Genomic DNA, 26603 nt, shown 5'->3' with positions numbered 1-26603 from the left:
CTGCATACACTGGCCGGCCGAAAGACTTATCGGCCGGCCCCAGCAGGAAGCAGAGACGACAGGTGACTGAAGCGATCCTCCTGGTCGGCGGCAAGGGCACACGGCTGCGTCCGCTCACGGTCAACACGCCGAAGCCGATGGTTCCGGCGGCGGGCGTTCCGTTCCTCACCCACCAACTGGCCCGGGCAAGAGCCGCAGGCATCGAACACATCGTCCTGGCGACCTCGTATCTCGCCGAGGTCTTCGAGCCGTACTTCGGCGACGGCTCCCGGCTCGGTCTGCATCTCGAGTACGTCACCGAACGCGAGCCGCTGGGCACGGGCGGGGCGATCCGCAACGTCGCGTCGCGTCTCCGCTCCGGCCCGGACGATCCCGTACTGATCTTCAACGGCGACATCCTGACCGGTCTGGACATCCCCGCCCTGGTCTCGGTGCACGAGTCGTCGGGCGCGGACGTCTCCCTGCACCTCACGCGGGTCGAGGACCCGCGGGCGTACGGGCTCGTGCCCACCGACGGCACCGGGCGTGTGACGGCCTTCCTGGAGAAGCCGCAGACGCCCGAGGAGATCGTCACCGACCAGATCAACGCGGGCGCGTACGTGTTCCGCCGCTCGGTCATCGACACGATCCCGGCGGGCCGCCCCGTCTCGGTGGAACGGGAGACGTTCCCCGGCCTGCTGTCCTCCGGGGCGCATCTCCAGGGCATGGTCGACTCGACGTACTGGCTGGACCTCGGCACACCCCAGGCCTTCGTACGCGGCTCCGCCGACCTCGTCCTCGGCCGAGTCCCCTCGCCGGCCGTTCCGGGCCGCTGCGGCGACCGGCTGGTGCTGCCATCGGCGCAGGTGGCGCCCGACGCGAAGCTGACCGGCGGCACAGTGATCGGCGAGAACGCCCGGATCGGCGAGGGCGCCCGGATCTCCGGCAGCACGATCCTCGCCGGCGCCGTCGTCGAACCGGGCGCGGTCATCACGGACTCCCTCATCGGCGCAGAAGCCCGCATCGGCGCCCGCACGATCCTCTCGGACGCGGTGGTGGGCGACGGCGCAAGAATCGGCGCCGACAACGAATTGAGGGAGGGCGTAAGAGTCTGGTGCGACGCGGAACTCCCACCCGCGACGGTGCGCTTCTCGTCGGACCAGTAGCGCGTTTGCGGGCAGTCGTACGCGCGTTGTCGCACTGTGTTTGTGGGCAGGCGTCCGCAGGGCGATGGGGGTACCTCCCATGCCCTTAAGGCAATGGGGGAGGGTGGGCACAAACGCCCCACGGCCCGCACCCGAAAACGTACCGGCACGCCCGGGGCCCCGGGGCGAAAGCCCCGGTTTTCGGGAAGGGCGGGCTGGGGGAGAAACACCGCATACCCTCAGAGGGCACACGACAACCCCAAGGACCCCACCCGTGGCAGGCCGCTTCGCCCCCCGCCCCACCGTCACCCGCACAACCGTGCGAGGCGGCGACACCGCCATGCCCACGAGCCCCCCGGCCGCAGGACGGGATCCCTGGGGCCAGGGGCCCGCAGAAAGCCGCCCCGCAGAAAGCCGCCCCGCAGAAGGCCGCCCCTCAGCGCTCCCACACCAGCGCCCCGCCCCCCAAACCCGCCGCTGGACCCCACCCGGCCCCCTGAACCTGGCCCTCGTACTGGGCCCCCTCCGCCGAGGGCCCGGCGACCCCACCTTCAAACCCACCGCGGACGGCTCCTTCTGGCGCACCAGCCGCACCCCGCAGGGCCCGGGAACACTCCGGGTCACCCTGCACCCGGAAACCGCCGAGGCCGAAGGGGAGACGTGGGGTCCGGGCGCGGAATGGCTGCTCGAGCAACTCCCCCGCCTACTGGGCGAGTTGGACGACCCGTCGGCCTTCACACCCCGCCACCGCCTCCTCGCCCTCACCGAGCGCCGACGCCCGGGTCTGCTCCTCACCCGTACCGGCCTGGTCATGGAGTCCCTGATCCCGTCGATCCTGGAGCAGAAGGTCACGACGGACGAGGCGTACCGCGCGTGGCGGCTCCTGGTGCGCAGATTCGGCGAGCCGGCTCCGGGTCCGGCCCCGGACCGCATGTACGTGATGCCGGATCCACGCACCTGGGCGCTGATCCCCTCATGGGAGTGGCACCGCGCGGGCGTCGACAACAAGCGCGCCTCGACCATCCTGCGCGCGGTCCGCGTCGCCCGGCGCCTGGAGGAGGCGGCGGCCATGGAACCCGCTAAGGCCCAGGCCCGCCTGGAACTGATCCCCGGAATCGGCCCCTGGACGTCCGCCGAGACCGTGCAGCGAAGCAACGGCGCGCCGGACGCGATCACCGTCGGCGACCTGCATCTCCCCGGCATCGTCGGCTACGCCCTCGCAGGCGACCGGAACGCCGACGACGCGAGGATGCTCGAACTGCTCGAGCCGTACGCCGAACAGGGCCAGCGCCACCGCGCGGCCCGCCTGATCCTGCTCAGCGGCCATGCCCCGCCCCGCCGCACACCCCGTATGCCACGCGGGAACATCGCGGCGCTGTGACCGAACGGGGCACAAGCAGCGCGTGACGTCTGACCGCCAAGGCACACGCAGCGCGCGACGCACCGGCCTGACGCACACGCGCCCCGGAGAACGCAGCTAACGCGCCGCAGAACGCACGCGCTGCAGGACGCGGCTAACGCTGCCCCAGAACGCGGCTAACCCACCCCGACGAACGACACCTACCGCACCTCGATGAAGGCCCCCGCCTCCCGCACGGGTCGCGCCTTCGGCGCTTCGGCCGCGTGCCCCACGGCCACCGCTCCCATCGGATCCCAGTCCTCCGGCAGCTCCAGGATCTCTCGTACGACATCGCGGCAGAACATCGTCGACGAGACCCAGGCGGAGCCGAGCCGCTCTCCGGCCAGCGCGACCAGGAAGTTCTGCACGCCCGCGCCGGCCGCGACGACGAACATCTCGCGCTCGGCACCGTCCCGGCGCGGATCGCCGTACGTGTGCGCGCCGTCGGTCACGAGGCAGGGCACCACCAGATAGGGCGCGTTGCGCAGCACGTCTCCGCGCCGGACGCGCTTGGCGATGGACTCCTCGGACTTGCCGTCGCGCCGCAGATCCGCGATCCAGGCGTCCCGCATGGCATCGAGCAGCCGCGTCCGCGACTCCGGCGACTCGAGCAGAACGAAGCGCCACGGCGTCGTGTGGTGCGGCGCCGGGGCGGTCACGGCGGCCGCGACCGCGCGCCGCACCGCACCCGGGTCCACCGACTCGTCCGTGAATGCGCGGACGGTACGCCGCTGGGTCACCGCCTCGCGCACGGCCTCCGACGTGCCGAGCCGGAACATGTCGTCGCGGGCGGCACGGACCATCACCCGGGCGCCCTCGGGCTCCTCCGCCAGGACGTGGGGCAGGCCCCGGACCACCGCCACCGGCAGCCCTTCGGCCTTGCCCTTCACCAGATCCCCCGCGGCGGCCAGCTCGTCGGCGGTGGCGACGACGGTGGCGCTGAGCGGATTGCCGTACGCGTCGGTCCCGCCGCGCAGGTCGTCGAGCACGCGCACGCCCGCGGCGCCGATGGCGACATCCGTCAGACCGTTGCGCCAGGGCCGCCCGAAGGTGTCGGTGACCAGCACGCCCACGTCGACGCCGAGGGTGTCGCGCAGCCCGTCACGGATGGTCCGTGCCGACGCGTCGGGGTCCTCGGGCAGCAACAGCACGGTCCCGGCGGGCGTGTTGGACGCGTCGACCCCGGCCGCGGCCATCACCAGACCCTGCCTGTTCTCGACGATACGAAGGGTCCCGCGGCGCGCCACGACACGTACCGTCTCGGCGTCGATGGCCGACTCGCGCGAGTCGGCGGCGACGATGCGGCCCTCCGCCTTGGAGACGATCTTCGAGGTGACGAGGACGACGTCGCCGTCCGCCAGGCCGGGCTCCGCGGTCGCGATGAGCTTGGCCAGATCGTCCCCCTCCCGCACCTCGGGAATCCCGGGCACGGCCCACACCCGAAAGCCCGCCGCACCGGCCCCCTCGGACGTCATCCGCGTGACCCCCTCCGACGTCATCCGCGGACCTCTTCCGCCAGCGCGAGCGCCTCGCGGGCCATCTGTGCGGCGGCGTCGACGTCGGTCATCATCAGCGGAACCGCGCGGCAGCGGATGCCGGCGGCCTCGACGCGCTCCACGGAGCCCGCGTCGACGGTGTCCACAAGCCAGCCGTCCAGCAGCCCCGAGCCGTAGTGCTCGGCGACCGCGGCGGCGGTGGACTCCACGCCCACCGCGGCCAGCACCTTGTCGGCCATGCCGCGCACGGGCGCGTCCCCCACGATCGGGGAGAGGCCCACGACCGGAACGCCCGCGTCGGCGATCGCCTCGCGGATCCCCGGCACGGCCAGGATCGTGCCGATGCTCACGACCGGGTTGGACGGCGGGAAGAGCACGACGTCCGCCTCGGCGATGGCCTCGAGCACGCCGGGCGCGGGCTTGGCCTGCTCGGCACCGACCGGTACGACCGCCTCGGCGGGCACCGACGCGCGCAGCCGCACCCAGTACTCCTGGAAATGGATGGCCTTGCGCTCGCCGGAGCCCGCGGCGGAGCCGCTGTCAGGCAACGTGACGGCGACGTGCGTCTCGACGCGGTCGTCGGACATGGGCAGCAGCCGCACACCCGGCTTCCACCGGTCGCACAGCGCCTCTGTGACGGCGCTGAGCGGGTATCCGGCGCTCAGCATCTGCGTCCGCACGATGTGCGTCGCGAAGTCGCGGTCGCCGAGGCCGAACCACTCCGGCCCGACGCCGTACGCCGCGAGCTCCTCCTTGAGGTGGAACGTCTCGTCCGTACGCCCCCAGCCCTGCTCCTCGTTGATGCCGCCGCCGAGCGTGTACATCACCGTGTCGAGGTCCGGGCAGACCTTGAGGCCGAAAAGATGGATGTCGTCCGCGGTGTTGCCGATGACGGTGATGTCGGCGTCCGGGACGGCCTGCTTGAGACCGCGGAGGAACCGGGCACCACCGATGCCGCCTGCCAGAACCACAATGCGCATGCCGTAAGTCTTGCAGGCGGGTACGACAGCCCGTGAGCCGGTTGCGGGGCCTTGCCCACCGCGAGCGGTGAATGGGCTCCTCGCGGGCCGTCAGGCCGTGACGGTGTCCTCCGCGTACCGCGAGGCGCACCGAGCCGCGTGCATCGGCATCTCGGTCAGGCCCGGGTAGTAGATGTGCAGGCTGACGGCGGGCTCGAGGGAGTCGTTGACGACCTCGTGGACGTACCCGGGCGCGAAGACCCGCTGCGAGCCCGCACCCAACGCGCGCGTGCCGCGATCGGTGCGCTCGGTCAACTGCCCGCCCAGCACGGTCAGTACGCCCGACGAAGGCCCGTGGTCGTGCAGCCCGCTGCCCTGTCCGGGCACCCAGGAGAGCAGCCACACCTCGTATCCGGGCCCGGTGCGCAGCCGGTGGTACCAGCGGGAGGTCGCGTCGTACTGGACGAGGTGCTCCCACTGCGCGCGGTCGGCGGCGATGGAGCGGGCGAGACCGGCGAACTCGGCGACGGTGACGGGGTGTTGGCGGGCGGGCTGGAGAAGGTGGGGGACCTCGAGGATGTCGCCGGCGATCTGGAGGTCGCTGTCGCTGTTCATGGATGCGGTGGTTCCTCGGCGGAAGAGTGCTGGATGTCGTGGGGCCGCCCGTGATCACCGACGGCAGGGCCGACGCGGCCGGGCGGGTGGGTGCCCCTGCGGGGCGGAGGGTGTCCCTGGGAGGGCGGAAGGGGACAGCCGGAGCGCGGTGTGGCTCAACAGCTGGGACAGCAACAGCAACAGCACGTGCGGGCAGCACCGAGGAACCCGCCGGGGCGGGTCACGGAAAGCGCCAAGTTCACGAGCATGCCCACCAGGACAGCGGTTCATGCGTCAGCTGTCAACCTGATGCCCGGTATGTGGGACATGTTTCACCTCATCCGGTTGCTCTGCATGGCGAAAGGTTTGTGCATGTGGCGCCGGGGACAGGTGCCGCATAGGTCGGTGCAGCAAACGCCGTTGCGATCCTGTGATCCGAATGTGATCCGTTTCGCTTTGGGGCACCTGACTGAACCGCATGAAAGTTCGGAGCGTCCTTCTCTGCAGGGATCACAAAGTCCGCATGGGTCACTGGCAAGTGTCATGGTTTATGCCGATTTGAACACTTTCTGTACGGGCTTGGTTCCGCAGAGTGAATAAGGGGCTCAATAGCAGATCTCGGCTTGACTCGCCCGGAGCTGCACACTTGTAATTTCACTCGTGTCGTTCACCGGTATCGGTAACGGCAGCATCACGGGGACGCAAAGACAGACGAGGGGCGCACATGACCGAGCTGTTCCAGCAACTGCTGGTCGAGGACGCGGACGAGGAGCTCGGCTGGCAGGAGCGCGCGCTGTGCGCCCAGACCGACCCCGAATCCTTCTTTCCCGAGAAGGGCGGCTCCACCCGCGAGGCCAAGAAGGTCTGCCTTGCGTGTGAGGTCCGCTCCGAGTGCCTCGAGTACGCGCTGGCCAACGACGAACGGTTCGGTATCTGGGGTGGCCTCTCCGAGCGCGAACGCCGCCGGCTCAAGAAGGCAGCCGTCTGAAGCGGTCTTGCAAAGGCCGTCGCCTGGACAGTGGCAGCAGTCGGACGGTGGCGGCGGCCGGACAGTGGCCGCGGTCGGACGGTGGTGTTGGCCGGACAGTGGCCACGGTCGGAATGTGGCCACGGTCGGAATGTGGCCGCCGCCCGAATGTGGCCGCCTCCTGAACGCACGGCGAACAGAGCGCCATCGGCACGCGCGCGTAGACGGACACAACCGATCGAACAGCGCAGATGCCACCGACGAAACCGCAGACATGCTCACGTAAAGTCGGCCCGTCGCAGGTGGGTTATCCACAGGCGGCGGGCCGCCGTGCTAGCCAGCCGTTAGTGTGGGCCCTCGTCCGAGACACCCGTCGCCCCGCAGGGCACAGGCGTCCACCGCAGTCCATCGAACCGGGGCCCGCACCTCGATGACCGTGCACAGTCATACGGCAGCCCAGTACGACGCTGCCTCCGCAGTGTTCGACCAGACTCGCCAGGCGGCGCTGTCCGACCCGACCCGCCCGCCCGAGTTCCCGCGGCATGTCGTCACCGCGGTGATCGTCTCGCACGACGGTGCCCGCTGGCTGCCCGACGCCCTCGCCGGGCTGCTCGGTCAGGAGCGCCCCGTGCAGAACGCCGTCGCGGCCGACACCGGCAGCGGGGACGACTCCGCCCAGCTGGTCACCGAGGCACTCGGCGCCGACCGGGTGCTGCACCTCGCCCGGCGCACGGGCTTCGGCGCCGCCGTCGACGAGGCCGTCCGCACCGCGGGCGTCCTCACGCCGGACGACCTGCCGTATCTCAGGCGCCCCAGCGGCTGGGACCCGGTGAACCGGACCTGGCGCGACGACGCGTACGACATGCCGGACCTGCCGTACGGCGAACCGGAGCAGTGGCTGTGGCTTCTGCACGACGACTGCTCCCCCGAACCGGACGCGCTGGCCGAGCTGCTGCGCGTCGTGGAGAACGAACGCGAGCTCGGCAAGGACGTCGCGATCGTCGGCCCGAAGCTCCGCGGCTGGTACGACCGCCGGCAGCTGCTCGAGGTCGGCGTCACCATCGCCAACAGCGGCCGTCGCTGGACAGGCCTCGACCGGCGCGAACAGGACCAGGGCCAGCACGACCACGTACGGCCCGTGCTGTCCGTGTCCACCGCCGGCATGCTGATCCGGCGTGATGTCTTCGAGCAGCTCGGCGGGTTCGACCGGCGGCTGCCGCTCATGCGTGACGACGTCGACCTGTGCTGGCGCGCCCATGCCGCGGGACACCGCGTACTGGTCGCGCCCGACGCCGTGGTCCGGCACGCGGAGGCGTCCTCGCGCGAGCGCCGCACCGTCGACTGCGTCGGGCGCACGGCGACCAGCCCGCACCGGGTCGACAAGTCGGGCGCGGTCTACACACTGCTCGTCAACGCCCGTACGGGCGCGCTTCTCTGGGTGCTGCTGCGCCTGGTGCTCGGAACGCTGCTGCGGACGCTCGCGTATCTCGTCGGCAAGGTGCCCGGTCAGGCGCTCGACGAGGTCGCCGGCCTCTTCGCCGTGCTGCTGCGGCCGGAGCGGATCCTCGCCGGCCGGCGCCGCCGCGGCAGACCCCAGGTCGACAAGGGCGAACTGCGGCCGCTCTTCCCGCCACCCGGCGCGACCGTACGGGCCACCGTGGAGCAGGTCGCGAGCAACCTCGTGGGCCGCTCCGACCCCGAAGTCTCCTCCGGAGGGCGGCACGGCGCCGTCGAGTCCGGACCCGGCGGCGACGACGCCGACTTCCTCGAGATCGAGCAGTTCGCCCGGATCAAGCGCATCGCGCGCAAGCCGGGACCCATGCTCTTCGTGGTCCTGTTGTTCTTCTCGCTCATAGCGTGCCGTGAGCTGCTCGGTGGGGGAGCCCTCGCCGGCGGGGCGCTGCTGCCCGCGCCCGCGGACGTCTCCGAGCTGTGGGCGCGCTACACAAGCGGCTGGCATCCGGTCGGCACCGGCGGCACACAGTCCGCACCGCCCTACCTCGCGCTGGTCGCGATGCTCGCCACCGTGCTCTTCGGCTCCACCGGACTGGCCGTCACGGTTCTGCTGGTCTGTTCGGTTCCGCTGGCCGGCTTCGCCGCCTACTTCGCGTCGCGCCCGCTCGTCGAATCGCGGCTGCTCCGCGCATGGGTGGCCGTCGCGTACGCCTTCCTGCCCGCCGCCACGGGTGCGCTCGCGGGCGGCCGGATCGGCACCGCCGTACTCGCCGTACTGCTGCCCCTCATCGCACGCGCGGGCATCGCCGCGAGCGGCCTCGCGCACCACGGCGACGCACGCGGCAGCTGGCGCGCCACCTGGGCGTACGCACTGCTGCTCACCCTCGCCACCGCCTTCACGCCCATCATCTGGCCCATCGCGCTGATCCTGGGCATCGCACTGCTCGCGGTCCGCCGCACCGACCTTGTCGCGTACGGGCTGCGTTTCCTGGCCGCGCTCGGCACGCCGTTGCTGATCCTTGCGCCCTGGTCGCTGTCGCTGCTGCCGTTCGGCTTCTTCACGGAGGCCGGTCTGGAGTACGGGACGGGTTCGGCGTCCGGTCTCGACCTGCTCGGTGGATCGCCGGGCGGCCCCGGCACGGTCGCCGGCCTGTTGCTCGTCGGCATCGTGCTCGCAGCGCTTGCCGCGCTGCTGCGCGGCGAACGGCAGACCGCGGTGTACACCGCCTGGGCCGTCGCACTCGTCGCCCTCGTCTTCGCGGCCCTCTCGAACAGTTCCACCTGGGCCGGACCCGCGACCCTCGTCTACGGCATCGCCCTGCTGGGCGCCGCCGTGCTCGGCGGCGACGGGGCACGCGCGCGCGTGGCCGAGCAGAGCTTCGGCTGGCGGCAGCCGGTGGCAGCGCTTATTGCGTTCGCCGCGGTCGCCGGGCCGCTGATCTCTGCCGCGGGATGGATGATCCGCGGCGCCGACGGGCCGCTGGAGCGGCGCGACCCGGTGCAGGTGCCCGCGTTCGTCGCCGAGGAGGCCGACACCCGCGACCAGCCCCGCACCCTCGTGCTGGACAGCGACTCGGAAGCCGAGGTCGCGTACACGCTGGTGCGCGGCTCCGGCGCCCGGCTCGGCGACGCCGAACTGACCGAGGCGGGCGAGAGCAACAAGAAGCTCGACAAGGTCGTCGCCAACCTTGTCGCGGGCTCCGGCGCCGACCAGGCCGACCAGCTCGAAGGCTTCGCGGTGCGCTATGTGCTCGTACGCGGCGGGGCACCCCGCCAGATGAGCCGCGTCCTGGACGCCACGCCGGGCCTGAGCCGCCTCAGCCAGCAGGACGGCAGCTCGCTGTGGCGCGTGGACCGGCAGGTCTCACGTGCCGCCATCGTCCCGAAGTCCGGCGATCCGCTGCCCGTCGCCTCCGGGCCCGTCGAGCTGCACACCAGCATTCCTGCGGGCGACGCGGGCCGCGTGCTGCGCCTCGCCGACTCGGCCGACGACGGCTGGACGGCCACACTCGACGGCCGCCCGCTCACCGCGACCACGGTCGACGGCTGGGCCCAGGGCTTCGAACTGCCCGCGTCGGGCGGGCGGCTGGACGTCACCCACGACGCTCCGGTCACCCACACCGCCTGGCTGTGGGCGCAGGGTGCGCTCGCCGTCGTCCTCGTCGTCCTCGCGCTGCCCGGCCGGCGCCGGGACATCGACGACGACCTGCCCGAGGAGCCCGTCGTGCCCGCCCAGCCCGTGGCGGGGGAGGGGCGACGCGCGCGCCGGCTCCGGGCACAGGCCGAAGAGGCCGCCCAGGAGAGCGGCGCCGCGGAGTCCGCTGAGCGAGGGGCCGTACCGCCTCCTTCGGAGACCCCGGCAGCCGTTCCGCAGCAGCGGCAGCAGTCGTACGGGGAGTGGGAGGCGCCGAGCTACGGGGGCGGCGAGTACGGGACGTACGGCGAACAGCAGGACGGCGCGCAGTACCCGGCGGACTCGTACGAGCAGGCGGGTGCTTACGGCCAGGAGGGTTCGTACGAGCAGGCGGGCTCCTACGAGCAGGCCGGTTCGTACGAGCAGGCGGGCTCCTACGAGCAGGCCGGTTCGTACGAGCAGGGGTACCAGTCGGAGCCGTACCAGGCCGGCCAGTACGACCCGTATGCGTACGGCGGGGCGTACGACGCGTCGTACGGCCAGTCCGGCCAGACGGCCTACGACGAGGACTCGACGGCCTATGACGGGTCGTACGAGCAGCAGCCGACGCAGCCGCCGCACGGCACCGACCATGAGCGCCCCGACGGGAGCCACCAGTGAACCGCACCACCGTTTCCCTGATCGCCGCCGTGACCGCGCTCGCCGCCGTCACCGGGTTCGCCACTCTCACCGCGCCGGACGGCACGGGCGGCAGCGAGGCGAAGGCGGCCGCTCAGCTGCCCGTCGAGCGCTCCACGCTGCTCTGCCCGGCGCCCAGCACCTCGGATCTCGCCGAGACCTCGTACACCTCGTACACGCCCGCCTCGAAGGACTCCGGCAGCACCGGCAAGGCGGAAGTGACCGCGGCGACGAGGGAGTCGGAGGACGACGCCAAGGACAAGGACAAGGGCGACAAGCCCGTGCTGTCGCCGAAGGAGCCGGGCAAGCCGGTCTCCGGCGATTCCTCGGGCGCGGAGGCGCCCGCTCTGGTCGGCACCGCAGAGGGGAACCTGGCGCCCGGCTGGACGGTTCAGCAGACCACCGAGATCCCGGCGGGCAGCACCCGGGGCGTCCTCGGCGTCAACTGCACCGCTCCGGACACCGACTTCTGGTTCCCGGGCGCCAGCACCGCCGAGGAGCGCACCGACTACGTCCATCTGACCAACCCGGACGACTCGGCCGCCGTCGTCGACGTCGAGCTCTACGGCAAGGAGGGCGCCCTCAAGTCCGAAGTGGCCGAGGGCATCCAGGTGCCGCCGCACTCCAGCGTGCCGGTGCTGCTGTCCACGCTCACCGACGAACCGCAGACCAACCTGACCGTGCACGTGACCGTGCGCAGCGGCCGGGTCGCGGCCGCCGTGCAGGCCGCCGACGGCAAGCTGGGTACGGACTGGCTGCCCGCCTCCACCGATCCAGCGGGCAGTCTGGTGCTGCCGGGCATCCCCGAGGACGCGACGTCCGTGCGCCTGGTCGCCTTCGCCACCGGCGAGGACGACGCCGACCTGAAGGTGCAGCTGGCGTCGCCCAACGGCCTGATCACCCCCGCGGGGCACGAGACGCTGCACGTCAAGTCCGGCATGACGGCCGCCGTCGATCTGGGCGACGTCACCAAGGGCGAGGCGGGCTCGCTGGTCCTCACGCCCACGGAGGACTCTGCGCCGGTCGTGGCCGCCGTGAGAGTCGTCCGCGGCAAGGGCAGCAGGCAGGAGACCGCGTTCATACCGGCGACGCGTCCGGTCGGCACACGCGCGACGGCCGCCGACAACCGCGCCAAGGGCTCGACACTCGCCCTGGTCGCCCCGGGGAAGTCCGCGAAGGTCAGGGTCACGGCGTCGGCGGGCACCGAGGGCGGTACGGCGGTGACGAAGACGTACACGGTCAAGGGCGGTACGACGACGGCACTGAAGCCGCCGCCGGTGCCGGGCGGCCTGAAGGGGGCGTACGCGCTGACGGTGGAGCCGGTGTCCGGCGGCCCTGTCTACGCCTCGCGGATGCTGGAGCTGCCGCAGGACGGCATCCCGATGTTCACGGTGCAGACGCTGCCGGACGACCGGGGGACGGTCGCGGTGCCGACGGCCGACCAGGACCTCTCCGTGCTGCAGAAGTGAGCCTCCCTTTTTGGAGCTCGGTTCGCCTCCGGAGCGCCCCAGCCGGTGTCGATAGGCCGCCCGTGCTCAGCCCGCCCGTGCTCAGCCCCTCCTTCGTCGGGGCCTCCGCGCGGTCGGCCTCTCGACACCGTCGCGCTCCTTCGGCTCACTCGCTGTCGTGCCTCTGAACAGCGGCCCGACGGCCGTGTCAGTCCTCCCCGTACCGCGGATCCACCGTCTCCGGGGTCAGGCCCAGCAGCTCGGCGACCTGCTCGACGACGATCTCGTGCACAAGGGCGGCGCGCTCGTCGCGACCCTTGGTGCGGATCTCGACCGGGCGGCGGTAGACGACGACGCGTGCGGGACGGCCCTCGCGCGCCGGGATCGTGCCGCCCAGAGGCACCGCATCATCGCCCCAGGCCACCAGATCAGGGCCGGCGGCCGCGCCCCCGCCGTCGAGCCTCGGCACCTCGACCACGAGGAAGTCGATGTCGGCGAGCTGCGGCCAGCGGCGCTCCAGCCGCTCGACGGAGTCCTGGACCAGGTCCGCGAAGGCCTCGGCGCGGCTCGCGGCGAGCGGTACCTGCGGCGGCGCGACGGGGCCGCGCATACCCCTGCCGTGGCGGTCACGGCGGCGGGGCCTGGGCTCTGGCCTGGGGTCTGCGGCGCGAGGCGGTACGGGGCTGTCCATCACCGATGAAGCGTAGTCCTCGCGCGGCCCTCTGTGGCCGCCGCCCACGCGCCACCGGACCAGGGATCCCGGCGGCTCACCGATCTCGGCGGCCACCCGCATGGCCGTAGCTCACCCGTATGGCTAGGGCTGCACATCACCCGCATGGCTATTGAGAAATCCAGACCGGTCGTGTGCGGCCGCCCGCGCTGCCGCGGATCACCGACTCGTGGCAGACCACGGCATGTCGTTCGATGACCATTCCAGCCAAGCTCGGGATCGATTCCACATCCTTCCGAGTCCGCCGATGTCGTGGCGTATGACGGGATTCGCACCAGATGGTGACTGCACGTAAGTCGGCCGCTTCGTCGGCATGCGACGGTCTGTGCAGGTCAGCGGCGAGCCCTTGGAGACGCGCGTGATAAGGATCACGCCACGACACGGTGGAGTGACCTCGGGGAGAGTCGTCGCGGCCCGCTCAAGAGTGCGGTACCGTCCAACGTCGTGAGCCCTGTACGTCGCTGTTCGCGCACCGCTTGCGGCCGTCCCGCCGTCGCGACGCTGACGTACGTCTACGCCGACTCGACCGCGGTCCTCGGCCCCCTCGCGACCTACGCCGAACCCCATTGCTACGACCTGTGCGCCGAACACTCCGAGCGGCTGACCGCGCCGCGCGGCTGGGAGGTCGTCCGGCTTGCCGACGCCTCAGGTCCGGCCCGCCCCACCGGCGACGACCTCGAGGCGCTCGCCAACGCGGTGCGCGAGGCGGCCCGCCCGCAGGAGCGCGCCGCGGAGGCCGGGGGCGGCGCGGGCGCGCGGACCGCCGACCCGAGAGAGGTCGGGCGCCGCGGTCATCTGCGGGTGCTGCGCTCGCCGGACTCCTGACGCCTCGGTCTCTCGATCGACTGACCCCTCGGTCTCCTGATCGACTGGCGCCTCGGTCTCCTGATCGACGCCAAGTCACCCTCGTGGGGCTTCAGTTCCCGCTGTACGAGGTCATCTGCACGACTTCCCCGTTGTACGAGGTCACCTGCACGACTCCCTCGCTGTACGCGGTCACCTGCACAACTTCACCGCAGCACGACCCATTGACGTGGCGTTGCCGCGGACACGACCATTCCTCCGCCCGTGAGAAATAGTTTTCCGCATCACGGAATCTGGAGGCACCTCGTGTTCGTCCAGCAACTGGAGCCTGTTGCCGATTCGCTCGGCCTGTCCGCGCTCGTCGCGACTCTTCCCCTCATCACCGTTCTCGTTCTCCTCGGCGTCGTCCGTATGAAGGCGCACCTTGCGGGGCTCATCGGCCTGACCGTCGCGGCGCTGGTCGCCTGGCTCGCTTACGGAATGCCGCTCGGCCAGACGTTCGCGGGCGCCGCCCAGGGCGCCGTCTTCGGCCTCTTCCCCATTCTGTGGATCGTCATCAACGCCCTGTGGGTCTACCGGATGACGGTCCGCACGCGGCACTTCGACATCCTGCGCCGCTCGTTCGGGCGGCTCTCCGACGATCCGCGCATCCAGGCGCTGGTGGTCGCCTTCTGCTTCGGGGCGCTGCTGGAGGCGCTCGCCGGCTTCGGTGCTCCCGTGGCGATCTGCTCCGTCATGCTGGTCGCGCTCGGCTTCGAGCCGGTACGGGCGGCCGTCGTCGCGCTGGTCGCCAACACCGCGCCCGTCGCCTTCGGCGCCATGGGGACCCCGGTGGTGACGCTCGCAGAGGTGACCGGGCTGCCGCTGGACACGGTCGCCTCGGTGGTGGGCCGCCAGACCCCCCTGCTCGCCCTCGTCGTGCCGCTCGTGCTCGTCGGCCTGGTGGACGGGCGGCGCGGGCTGCGCGAGACCTGGGTGCCCGCCCTCGTCTGCGGCGTGGCCTTCGCCGTCGCGCAGTTCGCCGCGTCCAACTACGTCTCCGCGCAGCTCGCCGACATCGGGGCCGCGCTGGCGGGAGCCGGCGCGCTGGTGGCGCTGCCGGGGGCGCGCAAGCCCGCCGAGGAACCCGTACGGGCCGCGGTCCTCACCGGCGTACGCAGCGACGAGCTCGACGAGGACGATCCGCGGCCCGAGGTGCTGCGCGCATACGCCCCGTACGCGCTGATCGTGGCCGTCTTCTCGGTAGCCCAGATCCCGGCCGTCAAGGAGGTGCTCGCACAGGCGACCCGCACCTTCGACTGGCCGTTCCTGAACGTCGCCGGTCCGGACGGGGAGGCGGTCGGCCAGAACGTCTTCTCGCTGCCGCTGCTGTCCACCGGCGGCACGCTCGTGCTGCTGGCCGGCCTCGGCACCGCCGCCGTTCTCCGCGTGCACGCGCGCGTGGCGCTGCGCGAGTGGGCGGCGACGGTGTACGAGCTGAGGTTCGCGATCCTCACCGTGACGTCCGTCCTGGCCCTTGCGTATGTCATGAACCTGTCCGGACAGGCCGCTACCATCGGCCACTTCGTGGCCGCGGCAGGCGCGGGTCTCGCGTTCCTGTCGCCCGTCCTGGGCTGGTTCGGCGTCGCCGTCTCCGGCTCCGACACCTCCGCCAACGCTCTCTTCGGCGCGCTTCAGGTCACCGCGGCGCAGCAGTCCGGGCTCTCGCCGGAACTCCTCGCGGCGGCCAACAGCTCGGGCGGGGTGCTGGGCAAGATGATCTCGCCGCAGAACCTGACGATCGCGTGCGCCGCCGTCGGCCTCGCGGGCAAGGAGGGCGATCTGCTGCGCAAGGTGCTGCCCTGGAGCATCGGGTTGCTGCTGGTCATGTGCCTGATCGTGGTGGGGCAGAGTACGGCGGTGCTGGGCTGGATGCTGCCCTGACAGCACGAGGTGGGCGGTCACGGGTCCGTCTCCGGTGTTCTGCGGCAGGCTCATGTCCCCGTTGTCAGTGCATGCAGGTAGTTTTGGGCGACTAATGAGACTGGTGAGGACTTCGGGAGAGGACGGCCGTGACTGCTGATCTGTCGCAGATCGTGAAGGCGTACGACGTACGCGGGGTGGTCCCGGATCAGTGGGACGAGTCGCTGGCCGAGCTGTTCGGTGCCGCCTTCGCGCAGGTCACCGGCGCTGCCGCGATCGTGACCGGGCACGACATGCGGCCCTCTTCCCCGGGACTGTCGCGTGCCTTCGCGCGCGGCGCCGCATCCCGCGGCGTCGACGTCACGGAGATCGGCCTGTGCTCGACGGACCAGCTGTACTACGCCTCGGGGGCGCTGAACCTGGCGGGCGCGATGTTCACGGCCTCGCACAACCCCGCTCAGTACAACGGCATCAAGCTGTGCCGGCAGGGCGCTGCACCCGTCGGCCAGGACACGGGGCTGGCCGAGATCCGCGCCCTCGTCGAGGAGTGGAGCGAATCCGGCGCGCCCGAGCCGGTCGCCACGCCCGGTTCGATCACAGGGCGGGACACCCTCGAGGACTACGCGGCCTACCTCCGCTCGCTCGTCGACCTGACCTCGATCCGCCCGCTGAAGGTCGTCGTCGACGCGGGAAACGGCATGGGCGGCCACACCGTTCCGACCGTGTTCGCCAGCCTCCCGATCGACCTGGTGCCGATGTACTTCGAGCTGGACGGCACGTTCCCCAACCACGAAGCGAACCCGCTCGACCCGGCGAACCTCGTGGACCTGCAGAAGCGCGTGCGTGAGGAGGGCGCGGACATCGGCCTCGCGTTCGACGGCGACGCGGACCGGTGCTTCGTCGTCGACGCGGGCGGTGACCCGGTCCCGCCGTCGGCGATCACGGCCCTGGTCGCCTCCCGCGAGCTCGGGCGGAACGGCGGCACGGGCACCGTCATCCACAACCTGATCACGTCCTGGTCGGTCCCCGAGGTCGTCCGCGAGAACGGCGGCACGCCGGTGCGTACGCGCGTCGGCCACTCCTTCATCAAGCAGCAGATGGCCGAGACAGGTGCGATCTTCGGCGGTGAGCACTCCGCGCACTACTACTTCCGCGACTTCTGGAACGCGGACACCGGCATGCTCGCCGCGCTGCACGTGCTGGCCGCGCTCGGCGGCCAGGACGGCCCGCTGTCGGAGCTCGTCGCCCAGTACGACCGCTATGCGGGCTCCGGCGAGATCAACTCCACGGTCGACGACCAGGCGGCCCGCCTGGCGGCGATCAAGGCGGCCTACGCCGGCCGGGACGGCGTCACGCTCGACGAACTCGACGGCCTGACCGTCACCTCGGCCGACTGGTGGTTCAACGTCCGCCCGTCCAACACCGAGCCCCTCCTCCGCCTGAACGCGGAGGCCCGGGACGTGGCCACGATGACGAAGATCCGCGACGAGGCCCTGGCGATCATCAGAAACTGACACCGGCGGTCGGCAGGGGTCGGCCGCCCGTTTGTGGGCAGTCGTTCCGCTGGGGCGGAACGGCGGGCACAAACGGGCTCCGGCCCGCAGCCGACCACAGGATCGGCCCCGCCCGCCGCCCCCGCCCAGGGCCCAGGGGCCAGGTACGCTGACCAGGCCGCACGTACCCTGCCCTGCTGTTCGAAAGGACACCCCCATGCCGCTCGAAGCCGGCCTCCTGGAGATCCTCGCCTGCCCGGCCTGTCACGCCCCCCTCAAGGAGCAGGAGACCGAGCTGATCTGCACCGGCAAGGACTGCGGCCTGGCCTACCCGGTCCGGGACGGCATCCCCGTACTGCTTGTCGACGAGGCACGCCGCCCCGCGTAACCGCAGAGACCACCGCGGCAGACACAACCGCGCACGGCGATCGGAGGCCGACGCCCATGCTCGACGAATCGCTGCTCGACGACCCCGAGGCGCTCGCCCGCGCCGACCGGCGAGGCCTGCTGCGCGGCGCCGCCGAGGCAGGCGCCCGCGTGCGCACCGCCCTCCGGCACGCGGCCGAGGCGGGCCTCATGGACCTCAAGCCCGACGGCCGTCCACGGGCCCTGCTGACCGCGGGCCCGGGCATGGCCGCCAACTGCGTCGCCGACCTGCTCTCCACGCTGGTCGCCGCGGGCTGTCCCGTCACACGCCTGGCGCCCACCGGCGTGGCCCCGGCCGCCGGTGCGCTGCGCTGGGCGCTGCCCGGCTGGGCCGGCCCGGTCGATCTGCTGCTCATCGCCACCCCCGACGGTTCGGAGCCGGGCCTCGCTCTCCTCGCCGAACAGGCGTACCGCCGCGGCTGCTCCGTCGTCGCTGTGGCCCCTCCCCGCTCCCCGCTCACCGAGGCCGTCGAGGGCGCCGCGCACGGCCTGGTCGTACCCATGGCGACCGCCCCGTACGAGGAGCAGGAGCAGACCGCGGCCGCGAGCCCCGGCGCGCTCTGGGCGTTGTTCACGCCGTTGCTGGCCCTTCTGGACCGCACCGGCCTGCTGGCAGCACCGCCTGACAGCCTTCAGAAGGTCGCCGACCGCCTCGACCACACCGCCGAACGCTGCGGTCCTGCCAGGGCGACGTACGAGAACCCGGCCAAGACGCTCGCCGCCGAGCTCGCCGAATCCCTGCCGCTGATCTGGACCGAGGGTTCGGGTGCGGGCCCCACGGGCCGCCGGTTCGCCGCCGCGCTCGCCGAACTCGCGGGGCGTCCCGCGCTCGCGGCAGAGCTGCCCGAGGCGATGCCCGCCCACGGCGCGCTGCTCGTCAGCACCCTCGCCGGGGGCGCCGACCCGGAGGACTTCTTCCGCGACCGTGTGGAGGAGGAGCAGGCCCTGCGCGCCCGCGTCCTCCTGCTCAGGGACCAGCCGACCGACGTCCTCAGCGCGGCCCCCGCCGCCCGCGAGCTCGCACTCAGCCACGACACCGCGATCAGCGAGCTCGAGCCGGAGGGCGGCAGCGAGCTGGAGGGTCTCGCGGAGCTGATCGCCATCACGGATTTCGCCGCTGTTTACCTGTCGCTCGCTTCAGGGGCCTGATCTTGACCGGACCGGCCGGTGCCGATCCCGGCCGGTCCGGGCCGTACGGAGCACCGACCCGCGCACGGAGCACCGATCCGCACCGGGCACCGACCCGGCGTACGGAGCTCTGCCCCGCGTACGAGCCCGATGACCCCTGCACGGAGAAAGCAGCCACCATGGACCGCCTCGACAACACCATCCGCCCCTACGCCTGGGGTTCGACCACCGCCATCCCCGAGCTGCTCGGCGTCGAGCCGACGGGTGAGCCGCAGGCGGAGATGTGGATGGGCGCCCACCCCGGCGCACCGTCCCGCACCGCGCGCGGAGCGCTGAACGTGGTGATCGACGCCGGCCCCGAGCGTGAACTGGGCGCGCGGTCCGTGGAGAAGTTCGGCCCCCGGCTGCCGTTCCTGCTCAAGATCCTCGCGGCCGGCGCCCCGCTGTCCCTCCAGGTCCACCCCGACCTCGCGCAGGCGAAGGAGGGGTACGAGGCAGAGGAGCAGCGCAGGGTCCACATCGACGCCCCCCACCGCAACTACAAGGACACCAACCACAAGCCCGAACTGATCTGTGCGCTGACGCCGTTCGACGGCCTGTGCGGTTTCCGTCAGCCGATCCAGGCCGCGGAGCTGCTGGCCCGCCTGGACGTCGACTCCCTCAAGCCCTACGTCGACCTGCTGCACGCCCACCCCGAGGAGGCCGCCCTCCGCGAGGTCCTCACCGCCGTGCTCACCGCCGACCGCGACGAGATGGCGGCCACGGTCGCCGAGGCCGCGGCGGCCTGTGCTCGACTGGCCGAAGACCCGGACACCTCCGACTTCGCAGCCGACTACGCGGCGTACGCCTCGATCGCGCACCACTACCCCGGCGACCCGGGCGTGATCGCCGCCATGCTGCTCAACCACGTCCAACTGGAGCCCGGCGAGGCCCTGTTCCTCGGCGCCGGCGTCCCGCACGCCTACCTGGGCGGCCTCGGTGTCGAGATCATGGCCAACTCGGACAACGTCCTGCGCTGCGGCCTCACCCCGAAGCACGTCGACGTCCCCGAACTGCTGCGCATCGTCCGCTTCGAGGCGACCGACCCCGGAGTACTGCGCCCCGAGGCCGCCCCCGACGGCGAGGAGGTCTACGCGACGCCGATCGACGAGTTCCGGCTCTCTCGGTACGTCCTGGCCGAGGGCTCGGCGCCGCACGACCTGACCGCCCCGACCCCGCAGATCCTGCTGTGCACCGCCGGTTCCGTGCGGACCGGTGAACTCACGCTCGGACCGGGGCAGTCGGTCTTCGTCCCCGCAGGAGAAAAGACCGAAGTGTCCGGGGCCGGCACGATCTTCCGTGCGACTGTGGTGGCCTGATAAACCGAGTGCGTCCCGTGCTGCAACAATGACCCACCGCAAAGGGTCGGCAAAGGAGCCGGCCCCGCGCGGCGACGTACGGACCGCGGCCGGAAGACCGCCGTGAAAGCGCGGCGGCACGGATATGCGACGTACGTACGCGAGCGATGCACGCTGTACGTGTGCGATCAACGCAGGCCGGGAACAGACGCAGGCGAAGGGACACAGCGAACACATGAGCGCGTCAGGCGGTACCAAGGCGATTGTGGCGGCACTGGCCGCCAACCTCGCGATTGCCGTATCGAAGTTCGTGGCGTTCCTCTTCAGCGGCTCGTCCTCGATGCTGGCCGAGTCCGTGCACTCGGTCGCCGACTCAGGCAACCAGGCGCTGCTGCTGGTCGGCGGCAAGAAGGCCCAGCGCGAGGCCACCCCGCAGCACCCCTTCGGCTACGGCCGCGAGCGCTACATCTACGCCTTCCTCGTCTCGATCGTGCTGTTCTCGGTCGGCGGCATGTTCGCCATCTACGAGGGCTACGAGAAGATCAAGCACCCGCACGAGCTGGAGAACTGGTACTGGCCCGTGGGCGTGCTGGTCTTCGCGATCATCGCCGAGACCTTCTCCTTCCGCACCGCCATCAAGGAGTCCAACGTCCTCCGTGGCAAGAAGTCCTGGAAGGAGTTCGTACGCCACGCCAAGGCCCCCGAGCTGCCGGTCGTCCTGCTGGAGGACCTCGGCGCACTGGTCGGCCTGATCCTGGCGCTCTTCGGTGTCGGCCTGACCCTGATCACGGGCGACAGCGTCTGGGACGGCATCGGCACCCTCTGCATCGGTGTCCTGCTCATCCTCATCGCGCTCGTGCTGGCCGCCGAGACCAAGTCGCTGTTGCTGGGCGAGGCCGCCGGTACCGAGGAGGTCGCGAAGATCGAGTCCGCGATCGTCGACGGCGACACGGTCACCCGCATCATCCACATGCGTACGCTCCACATCGGCCCCGAGGAGCTCCTGGTCGCCGCCAAGATCGCGGTCCGGCACGACAACACGGCCGCCGAGGTGGCCGCTGCCATAGACGCCGCCGAGGCACGCATCCGCAAGGACGTCCCGATCGCCCGCGTGATCTACCTGGAGCCGGACATCTACAGCGTGGCAGAGGCCGCCAAGGGCGCGGACCGCGAGGCCACCCCGGGCGGACCGACTTCCGGCGCGGAGCACTGACGGCGCCGACACGATTTGCCGCGGGCCCCTACGCACTGATGTGCGTAGGGGTCCGCACGCTCATGGGCGGACTGGGGGCCACTGGGTCGATCGGTGTAGATTCGTGGGGACAGCCAGACGTCGCTGCTGATGGCGGTCGGGCGGTCCGCACCGCGGACCGACCGAGGGAGAGAGGGCCTCCGACGGACTGGGCCGCGCGCGCCCGGGCACCGGTGTGTCCGCCGCCGCAGAGCCAGCCGTACCCACCCTCGACCCATCACGAGGAGCAGCCCGTTATGACGACTGTCGATCAACGACAGGACTTCAAGGTCGCCGACCTCTCCCTGGCCGAGTTCGGCCGCAAGGAGATCACCCTCGCCGAGCACGAAATGCCCGGCCTGATGGCGATCCGCAAGGAGTACGCCGAGAAGCAGCCGCTGAAGGGCGCCCGTGTCACGGGCTCCCTGCACATGACCGTGCAGACCGCGGTCCTGATCGAGACCCTGGTCGCGCTCGGCGCCGAGGTCCGCTGGGCCTCCTGCAACATCTTCTCCACCCAGGACCACGCCGCCGCGGCCATCGCGGTGGGCCCCAAGGGCACGCCGGACAACCCCCAGGGTGTCCCGGTGTTCGCGTGGAAGGGCGAGACCCTGGAGGAGTACTGGTGGTGCACCGAGCAGGCCCTGACCTGGCCGAACAGCCCCACCGGCGGCCCCAACATGATCCTCGACGACGGCGGTGATGCCACCCTCCTCGTCCACAAGGGCGTCGAGTACGAGAAGGACGGCAAGGTCCCGTCCGTCGACACCGCCGAATCCGACGAGCACCGCGTCATCCTCGAGCTCCTCACCCGCACCCTGAGCGAGAATCCGCAGAAGTGGACCCGCCTGGCGTCCGAGATCCGCGGCGTCACCGAGGAGACCACGACCGGCGTCCACCGCCTGTACGAGATGCAGCGCGACGGCGTGCTCCTGTTCCCGGCGATCAACGTGAACGACGCCGTGACGAAGTCGAAGTTCGACAACAAGTACGGCTGCCGGCACTCGCTGGTGGACGGCATCAACCGCGCCACCGACGTACTGATCGGCGGCAAGACCGCGGTCGTCTGCGGCTACGGCGACGTGGGCAAGGGCTGCGCGGAGTCCCTGCGCGGGCAGGGCGCCCGCGTGATCGTCACCGAGATCGACCCGATCTGCGCACTGCAGGCCGCGATGGACGGCTACCAGGTCACGACCCTCGACGAGGTCATCGACAAGGCCGACATCTTCGTCACCACGACCGGCAACAAGGACATCATCATGGCCTCGGACATGGCCAAGATGAAGCACCAGGCGATCGTCGGCAACATCGGCCACTTCGACAACGAGATCGACATGGCCGGCCTGGCGAAGGTACCCGGCATCGTCAAGGACGAGGTCAAGCCGCAGGTGCACACCTGGACGTTCCCGGACGGCAAAGTGATCATCGTGCTGTCCGAGGGGCGTCTGCTGAACCTGGGCAACGCGACCGGCCACCCGTCGTTCGTGATGTCCAACTCGTTCGCCGACCAGACGCTGGCCCAGATCGAGCTGTTCACCAAGCCCGAGGAGTACCCGACGGACGTCTACGTGCTGCCCAAGCACCTGGACGAGAAGGTCGCCCGTCTCCACCTGGACGCGCTCGGCGTGAAGCTGACCAAGCTGCGCCCCGAGCAGGCCGCCTACATCGGTGTCGAGGTCGAGGGCCCGTACAAGCCCGACCACTACCGCTACTGAGCGCCACCCGCTGCTGAGCGGCAGCCGCCTTCCCAGCGCCCTCCTGGGCGGCACTCGAAGCGCGGCGGCACCGCTCAGCGGACGGACATCAGCAGGCCCTCGCCCACTACGGCGGGGGCCTGCCCCCTACCAGCACCCGGACCCCGATCTCCATGCCCCGCGGCCGATATTCGCTCCACGATCCGCACGATCACACCCCCCTCGGTGAAGAGCACTTCCACTGCGCACCCGGCCCCTCCGGCTGGCGCTACGTCTCCCAACTGACCACCCCCTCCGGCGATCACGCCGGCTCCGTCGACCTCGCCCTCGACGAACTCGGCCGCCCCATCCGTCTCGAACTCCACGCCGCGAGCTGGCAGGTCCGCGGCGCCGCCATCGACGGCGTCACCTGGGTACGCACCGACCCCACCGGCACACACGCCACCGAAGGCAATGCCCCCGCCCATGCCTTCACCGGCAGATCCCCCGCCTTCCTCATCGCGACCGCACGTCTCCTTCGCCTCACCCCCGAGTCCCCCGCGACCCGCGTCCGTCTCGTCGCCTTCACCGAACCGGTCCTGGCCCCACGCACCCTCGACCAGTCCTGGGCCCTGCGGAACAGAGAAACACACGCCACTGACAACGGCCTGCTGACCGTGGACGAATACCAGGTCACAGCCCTGGACACCGGCGAACAGCACACCGTCCACATCGCCGGCGACGTGGTGCTGGCCGCTCCCGGCATCGAGCTCGAGGACCTCGACTCCCCGCCGTCGATCTAGCGCCGCTTCCTACGCGGGAGGCGCGAACCCGGTGCCGGGCCGCGTGGCATCACTGCTCCGCCCATCCCCGGTCGACTGCCCAACAGGCGAAGATTCACCTGGCCCCGTCACGAGGGTCTCCTGGCTCCGCTGCTCGTGGGCGGGCGCCTGATGCAGAGAGTGATGATCCGGCGACCTGTACGACGCCTGCACAGGCTGCACACCCCCGACCGCATACCCCGCACCCGGCTGAACAGCGCCCTGGCCGGCCGTACCCCCTGCAGGCCCCGCAGACACACCTGCCGAGGCCACCCCGCCCCCCGCCGAAGGCACGCCCCCGCCGAAGGCACGCCGCGCATCCCGCGACTGCCGCTCATGCACCACCGCCGCCAGATACGCAGCCGGAGGAACTCCCGGGGGCACCGGAGCCCCGGTGCGCGCCGCGAGATCGGTGGCCAGACGCTCGGCCATGCCCCAGCCCACCTGCGGATCCAGCTGCCCCATCCGCGTCAGATACTGACGGATCGCGAGCCACAACCCGTCCGGGACAGCAGACAGATCGACTCCGGAGAACCGCCCCATCAGCCAGGGCGGCGGCGGAGGAACGAAACCAGTACGCCCAGCAGGCACCCGCTCCCGTACGACCAGAGTTCCCGCGAAGACATCACCGAGCCGTCGCCCGCGCGCGGACACGAACGAAGCGATGCACGCGACGATCCCGAACGTCATGAGGATCTCGACCACGCCGAAGGCGCCCCGCACCAGCGCATGCCGGAACCGGATGGGCCCACCGTCGTCCCGCACCACCCGCAGACCGCACGCCAGCTTGCCCAACGAGCGTCCACGGCTGAGCGTCTCCACGGCGATCGGACCGCCCACCAGCACCAGCAGGAAGGCAGCCACCGATACCGCCGCGACGGCGGCCTCGTCCAACGACGCCGTAGCAGCCGCCAGGCCCAGCAGCACAGCGATATAGACCGCCCACGCCACAACGAGATCGATCAGCACGGCCAACATCCGGCTCGGCAGCTTCGCGGGACGCAACTCCAACGCCACCGCCTCGCCCGTCACAAGCTCACTCACGCCGGCCGCCTTCCCCTGCCCCGCCGTACCGTCCCCTGCCCTGCCTTATGGTCAGCCAGTCTGCCAAGCTGAGTGCGCATCGCGCCCCCACTAGCCGTAGCAACGCAGCTGTCGCTGCAGCCGCAGAAGCCACGCCGGCCGCAGTGAGAGCAGCCGAGGAGCAACAGATCCGATGGACCTGGACGTCTTCGTGTCCGCCCACCGGGCGGAATGGGACCGCCTCGACGGGTTGCTGCGCCGGCAGCGCCGCCTGACGGGCGCCGAAGCGGACGAGCTCGTCGTCCTCTACCAGCGCACAGCCACCCACCTCTCCCTGATCCAGTCCAGCGCACCGGACCCCCAGCTCGTCGGGCGCCTCACACAACTGGTGGCACGCGCGCGTAGCGCCGTCACCGGCACGCGGCGTGCCACATGGCGTGACGTGACCCGCTTCCTTACGCACGGCTTTCCTGCCGCCGTCTACCGATCCCGCCACTGGTGGGTCCCGACCGCACTTCTGTCGACGGTGGTCGCGGCTCTTCTCGGCTGGTGGATCGGCACCCACCCCGAGGTCCAGTCCGCCATTGCGGCCCCCTCCGAACTACGCGAGCTCACCCGCCCCGGAGGCCAGTACGAGACCTACTACTCGAGCCACCCGGCGGCCTCCTTCGCCGCACAGGTCTGGACGAACAACGCCCAGGCCGCCGCGATGTGCCTGGTCCTGGGCGGCTTCCTCTGCCTGCCGGTCATCTGGATCCTCTTCCAGAACATGCTCAATCTCGGCGTGGGCATCGGCCTGATGTCCTCCGCGGGCCGTCTCGACACATTCCTCGGCCTGGTACTGCCGCACGGCCTGCTGGAGCTGACCGCCGTCTTCGTAGCCGCCGGTACGGGACTGCGCCTCGGCTGGACCCTCATCGACCCGGGCCCTCGGACCCGCCGCACAGCCCTTGCAACCGAAGGACGCGCCGCCGTCGGCATGGCGATCGGCCTCGCCCTGGTCCTCTTCGTCGCTGGTGCAATCGAAGGCTTCGTCACTCCTTCGGGCCTGCCGACCTGGGCCCGTATCGCCATCGGAATCGCCGCTGAGCTGGCCTTTCTCTCGTACGTCTATGTGCTCGGCGGCAGAGCGGCACGCGCTGGCGACATGGGCGACCTGGACGAATCCGAGCGGAGCGCCGTCGTGCCCACCGCCGCGTGATGTGCGGACACGCTCGCTGACCTGCTAGTCTCCTCTTCGCCCCGAAAGCCGTTGACACGGTGGGATCGGGGAGGTAGATTCGAACAGTTGCCTGGAGCGGAGACGTTCACGGGTGACCGTGAGCATCTGTCTGCTTCTCGACGGCACAGTCTTGAGAAGCCATTCCGATTGTCAGGAACGAGTGGCCGGTCAGGCCGGTCGGAAATCTCTGATAAAGTCGGATCCGCCGAAAGGGAAGCCGCAAGGCAACCGATAGGCAAAAGGCCCTCCAACGGCCACCGGAAATGAATTCCGACTGGGAACGGAACGGAAAACGGATCTGGTAAGGTTGGAAACACCGAAGGGAAGCGCCCGGAGGAAAGCCTGAGAGAGTTTCTCGGGTGAGTACAAAGGAAGCGTCCGTTCCTTGAGAACTCAACAGCGTGCCAAAAGTCAACGCCAGATATGTTGATACCCCGTCTCCGGCTGGTTCGGCTGGGGCGAGGTTCCTTTGAAATAACGCAGCGAGGACGCTGTGAACGGCCGGGCTTATTCCGCCTGGCTGTTCCGCTCTCGTGGTGTCATCCCGCAGTCTTTAATT

20 protein-coding genes are annotated in these 26603 nt (G+C 70.9%); 15 read left to right on the top strand and 5 right to left on the bottom strand.

All coding sequences use genetic code 11. The features are described from left to right. The first annotated feature begins 62 nt into the window (after nucleotides 1–62). Together manB and H1D24_RS39425 are read left to right on the top strand one after the other, a co-directional pair. The gene (manB, locus tag H1D24_RS39430; RefSeq protein WP_181662584.1) at nucleotides 63–1145 is read left to right on the top strand and encodes a mannose-1-phosphate guanylyltransferase; all 1083 of its coding nucleotides are present in this window, start codon (nucleotides 63–65) and stop codon (nucleotides 1143–1145) included. A gap of 253 nt (nucleotides 1146–1398) precedes the next feature. Beyond that, nucleotides 1399–2505 (top strand): DNA-3-methyladenine glycosylase family protein, encoded by a 1107-nt coding sequence (locus tag H1D24_RS39425; RefSeq protein ID WP_181662583.1) that lies wholly within the window; start codon nucleotides 1399–1401, stop codon nucleotides 2503–2505. Between the two features lie 179 nt (nucleotides 2506–2684). On the opposite strand, the gene H1D24_RS39420 is transcribed toward H1D24_RS39425, so the two are convergent. The 3 genes from H1D24_RS39420 to H1D24_RS39410 all read right to left on the bottom strand — a co-directional run bounded on the left by H1D24_RS39420 (nucleotide 2685) and on the right by H1D24_RS39410 (nucleotide 5593). Continuing rightward, nucleotides 2685–3998: a coenzyme F420-0:L-glutamate ligase gene (locus tag H1D24_RS39420; RefSeq protein WP_258564692.1), complete on the bottom strand. Its 1314-nt coding sequence runs from the start codon at nucleotides 3996–3998 to the stop codon at nucleotides 2685–2687. Between the two features lie 20 nt (nucleotides 3999–4018). Further along, a complete protein-coding gene (gene cofD / locus H1D24_RS39415) occupies nucleotides 4019–4999 on the bottom strand; it encodes a 2-phospho-L-lactate transferase (protein ID WP_181662581.1) in 981 nt (326 codons plus the stop codon). A 90-nt stretch (nucleotides 5000–5089) separates the two neighbouring features. Then, nucleotides 5090–5593, bottom strand: a complete 504-nt coding sequence (locus H1D24_RS39410) for a cysteine dioxygenase (protein WP_181662580.1) — start codon at nucleotides 5591–5593, stop codon at nucleotides 5090–5092. A 703-nt stretch (nucleotides 5594–6296) separates the two neighbouring features. Here H1D24_RS39410 and H1D24_RS39405 point away from each other — a divergent pair. The 3 genes from H1D24_RS39405 (at nucleotide 6297) to H1D24_RS39395 (ending at nucleotide 12275) form a co-directional block, all read left to right on the top strand. After that, the gene (locus tag H1D24_RS39405) at nucleotides 6297–6560 is read left to right on the top strand and encodes a WhiB family transcriptional regulator (protein ID WP_017945871.1); all 264 of its coding nucleotides are present in this window, start codon (nucleotides 6297–6299) and stop codon (nucleotides 6558–6560) included. A gap of 409 nt (nucleotides 6561–6969) precedes the next feature. Continuing rightward, nucleotides 6970–10788: a glycosyltransferase gene (locus H1D24_RS39400; protein ID WP_181662579.1), complete on the top strand. Its 3819-nt coding sequence runs from the start codon at nucleotides 6970–6972 to the stop codon at nucleotides 10786–10788. Then, nucleotides 10785–12275: a DUF5719 family protein gene (locus H1D24_RS39395; protein ID WP_181662578.1), complete on the top strand. Its 1491-nt coding sequence runs from the start codon at nucleotides 10785–10787 to the stop codon at nucleotides 12273–12275. The genes H1D24_RS39400 and H1D24_RS39395 overlap by 4 nt, the downstream gene beginning before the upstream one ends. 187 nt (nucleotides 12276–12462) lie before the next feature. Here the strand turns inward: H1D24_RS39395 and H1D24_RS39390 are convergent, their stop codons facing one another. After that, nucleotides 12463–12945, bottom strand: coding sequence for a metallopeptidase family protein (locus H1D24_RS39390; RefSeq protein ID WP_181662592.1), 483 nt, complete (start codon nucleotides 12943–12945; stop codon nucleotides 12463–12465). Nucleotides 12946–13428: 483 nt separating this feature from the next. Here H1D24_RS39390 and H1D24_RS39385 point away from each other — a divergent pair, with 483 nt between their 5' ends. From H1D24_RS39385 to H1D24_RS39345, 9 genes are all read left to right on the top strand, one after another. Then, nucleotides 13429–13809 carry a DUF3499 domain-containing protein gene (locus H1D24_RS39385; RefSeq protein WP_181662577.1) on the top strand — a complete coding sequence of 127 codons (381 nt, stop codon included), beginning with the start codon at nucleotides 13429–13431 and terminating at the stop codon, nucleotides 13807–13809. A 285-nt stretch (nucleotides 13810–14094) separates the two neighbouring features. Further along, entirely contained in the window at nucleotides 14095–15711 is a 1617-nt protein-coding gene (locus H1D24_RS39380; protein ID WP_181662576.1) for an L-lactate permease, read from the top strand. Between the two features lie 128 nt (nucleotides 15712–15839). Continuing rightward, nucleotides 15840–17204, top strand: coding sequence for a phosphomannomutase/phosphoglucomutase (locus H1D24_RS39375; protein WP_181662575.1), 1365 nt, complete (start codon nucleotides 15840–15842; stop codon nucleotides 17202–17204). Between the two features lie 196 nt (nucleotides 17205–17400). Next, nucleotides 17401–17571 (top strand): Trm112 family protein, encoded by a 171-nt coding sequence (locus H1D24_RS39370; protein ID WP_181662574.1) that lies wholly within the window; start codon nucleotides 17401–17403, stop codon nucleotides 17569–17571. 56 nt (nucleotides 17572–17627) lie between these two features. Further along, complete coding sequence (locus H1D24_RS39365; RefSeq protein ID WP_181662573.1) at nucleotides 17628–18758, top strand: SIS domain-containing protein; 1131 nt, start codon at nucleotides 17628–17630, stop codon at nucleotides 18756–18758. Nucleotides 18759–18916: 158 nt separating this feature from the next. Further along, nucleotides 18917–20095: a mannose-6-phosphate isomerase, class I gene (manA, locus tag H1D24_RS39360; protein WP_181662572.1), complete on the top strand. Its 1179-nt coding sequence runs from the start codon at nucleotides 18917–18919 to the stop codon at nucleotides 20093–20095. Between the two features lie 214 nt (nucleotides 20096–20309). Continuing rightward, nucleotides 20310–21287 (top strand): cation diffusion facilitator family transporter, encoded by a 978-nt coding sequence (locus H1D24_RS39355; protein ID WP_181662571.1) that lies wholly within the window; start codon nucleotides 20310–20312, stop codon nucleotides 21285–21287. A gap of 275 nt (nucleotides 21288–21562) precedes the next feature. Then, nucleotides 21563–23020: an adenosylhomocysteinase gene (ahcY, locus tag H1D24_RS39350; protein ID WP_181662570.1), complete on the top strand. Its 1458-nt coding sequence runs from the start codon at nucleotides 21563–21565 to the stop codon at nucleotides 23018–23020. Nucleotides 23021–23172: 152 nt separating this feature from the next. Beyond that, nucleotides 23173–23781 (top strand): hypothetical protein, encoded by a 609-nt coding sequence (locus tag H1D24_RS39345; RefSeq protein ID WP_181662569.1) that lies wholly within the window; start codon nucleotides 23173–23175, stop codon nucleotides 23779–23781. A gap of 9 nt (nucleotides 23782–23790) precedes the next feature. Here H1D24_RS39345 and H1D24_RS39340 read toward each other — a convergent pair whose 3' ends face one another. After that, entirely contained in the window at nucleotides 23791–24843 is a 1053-nt protein-coding gene (locus H1D24_RS39340; protein ID WP_181662568.1) for an RDD family protein, read from the bottom strand. A gap of 172 nt (nucleotides 24844–25015) precedes the next feature. Here H1D24_RS39340 and H1D24_RS39335 point away from each other — a divergent pair, with 172 nt between their 5' ends. Next, nucleotides 25016–26023, top strand: coding sequence for a stage II sporulation protein M (locus H1D24_RS39335; protein WP_181662567.1), 1008 nt, complete (start codon nucleotides 25016–25018; stop codon nucleotides 26021–26023). Nucleotides 26024–26603 lie beyond the last annotated feature (580 nt).

Origin of the sequence: Streptomyces himalayensis subsp. himalayensis, assembly GCF_013778455.1 — a bacterium.
Classification (GTDB): Bacteria; Actinomycetota; Actinomycetes; order Streptomycetales; family Streptomycetaceae; genus Streptomyces; species Streptomyces himalayensis.
This window is presented reverse-complemented; position numbering and strand designations above follow the sequence as displayed.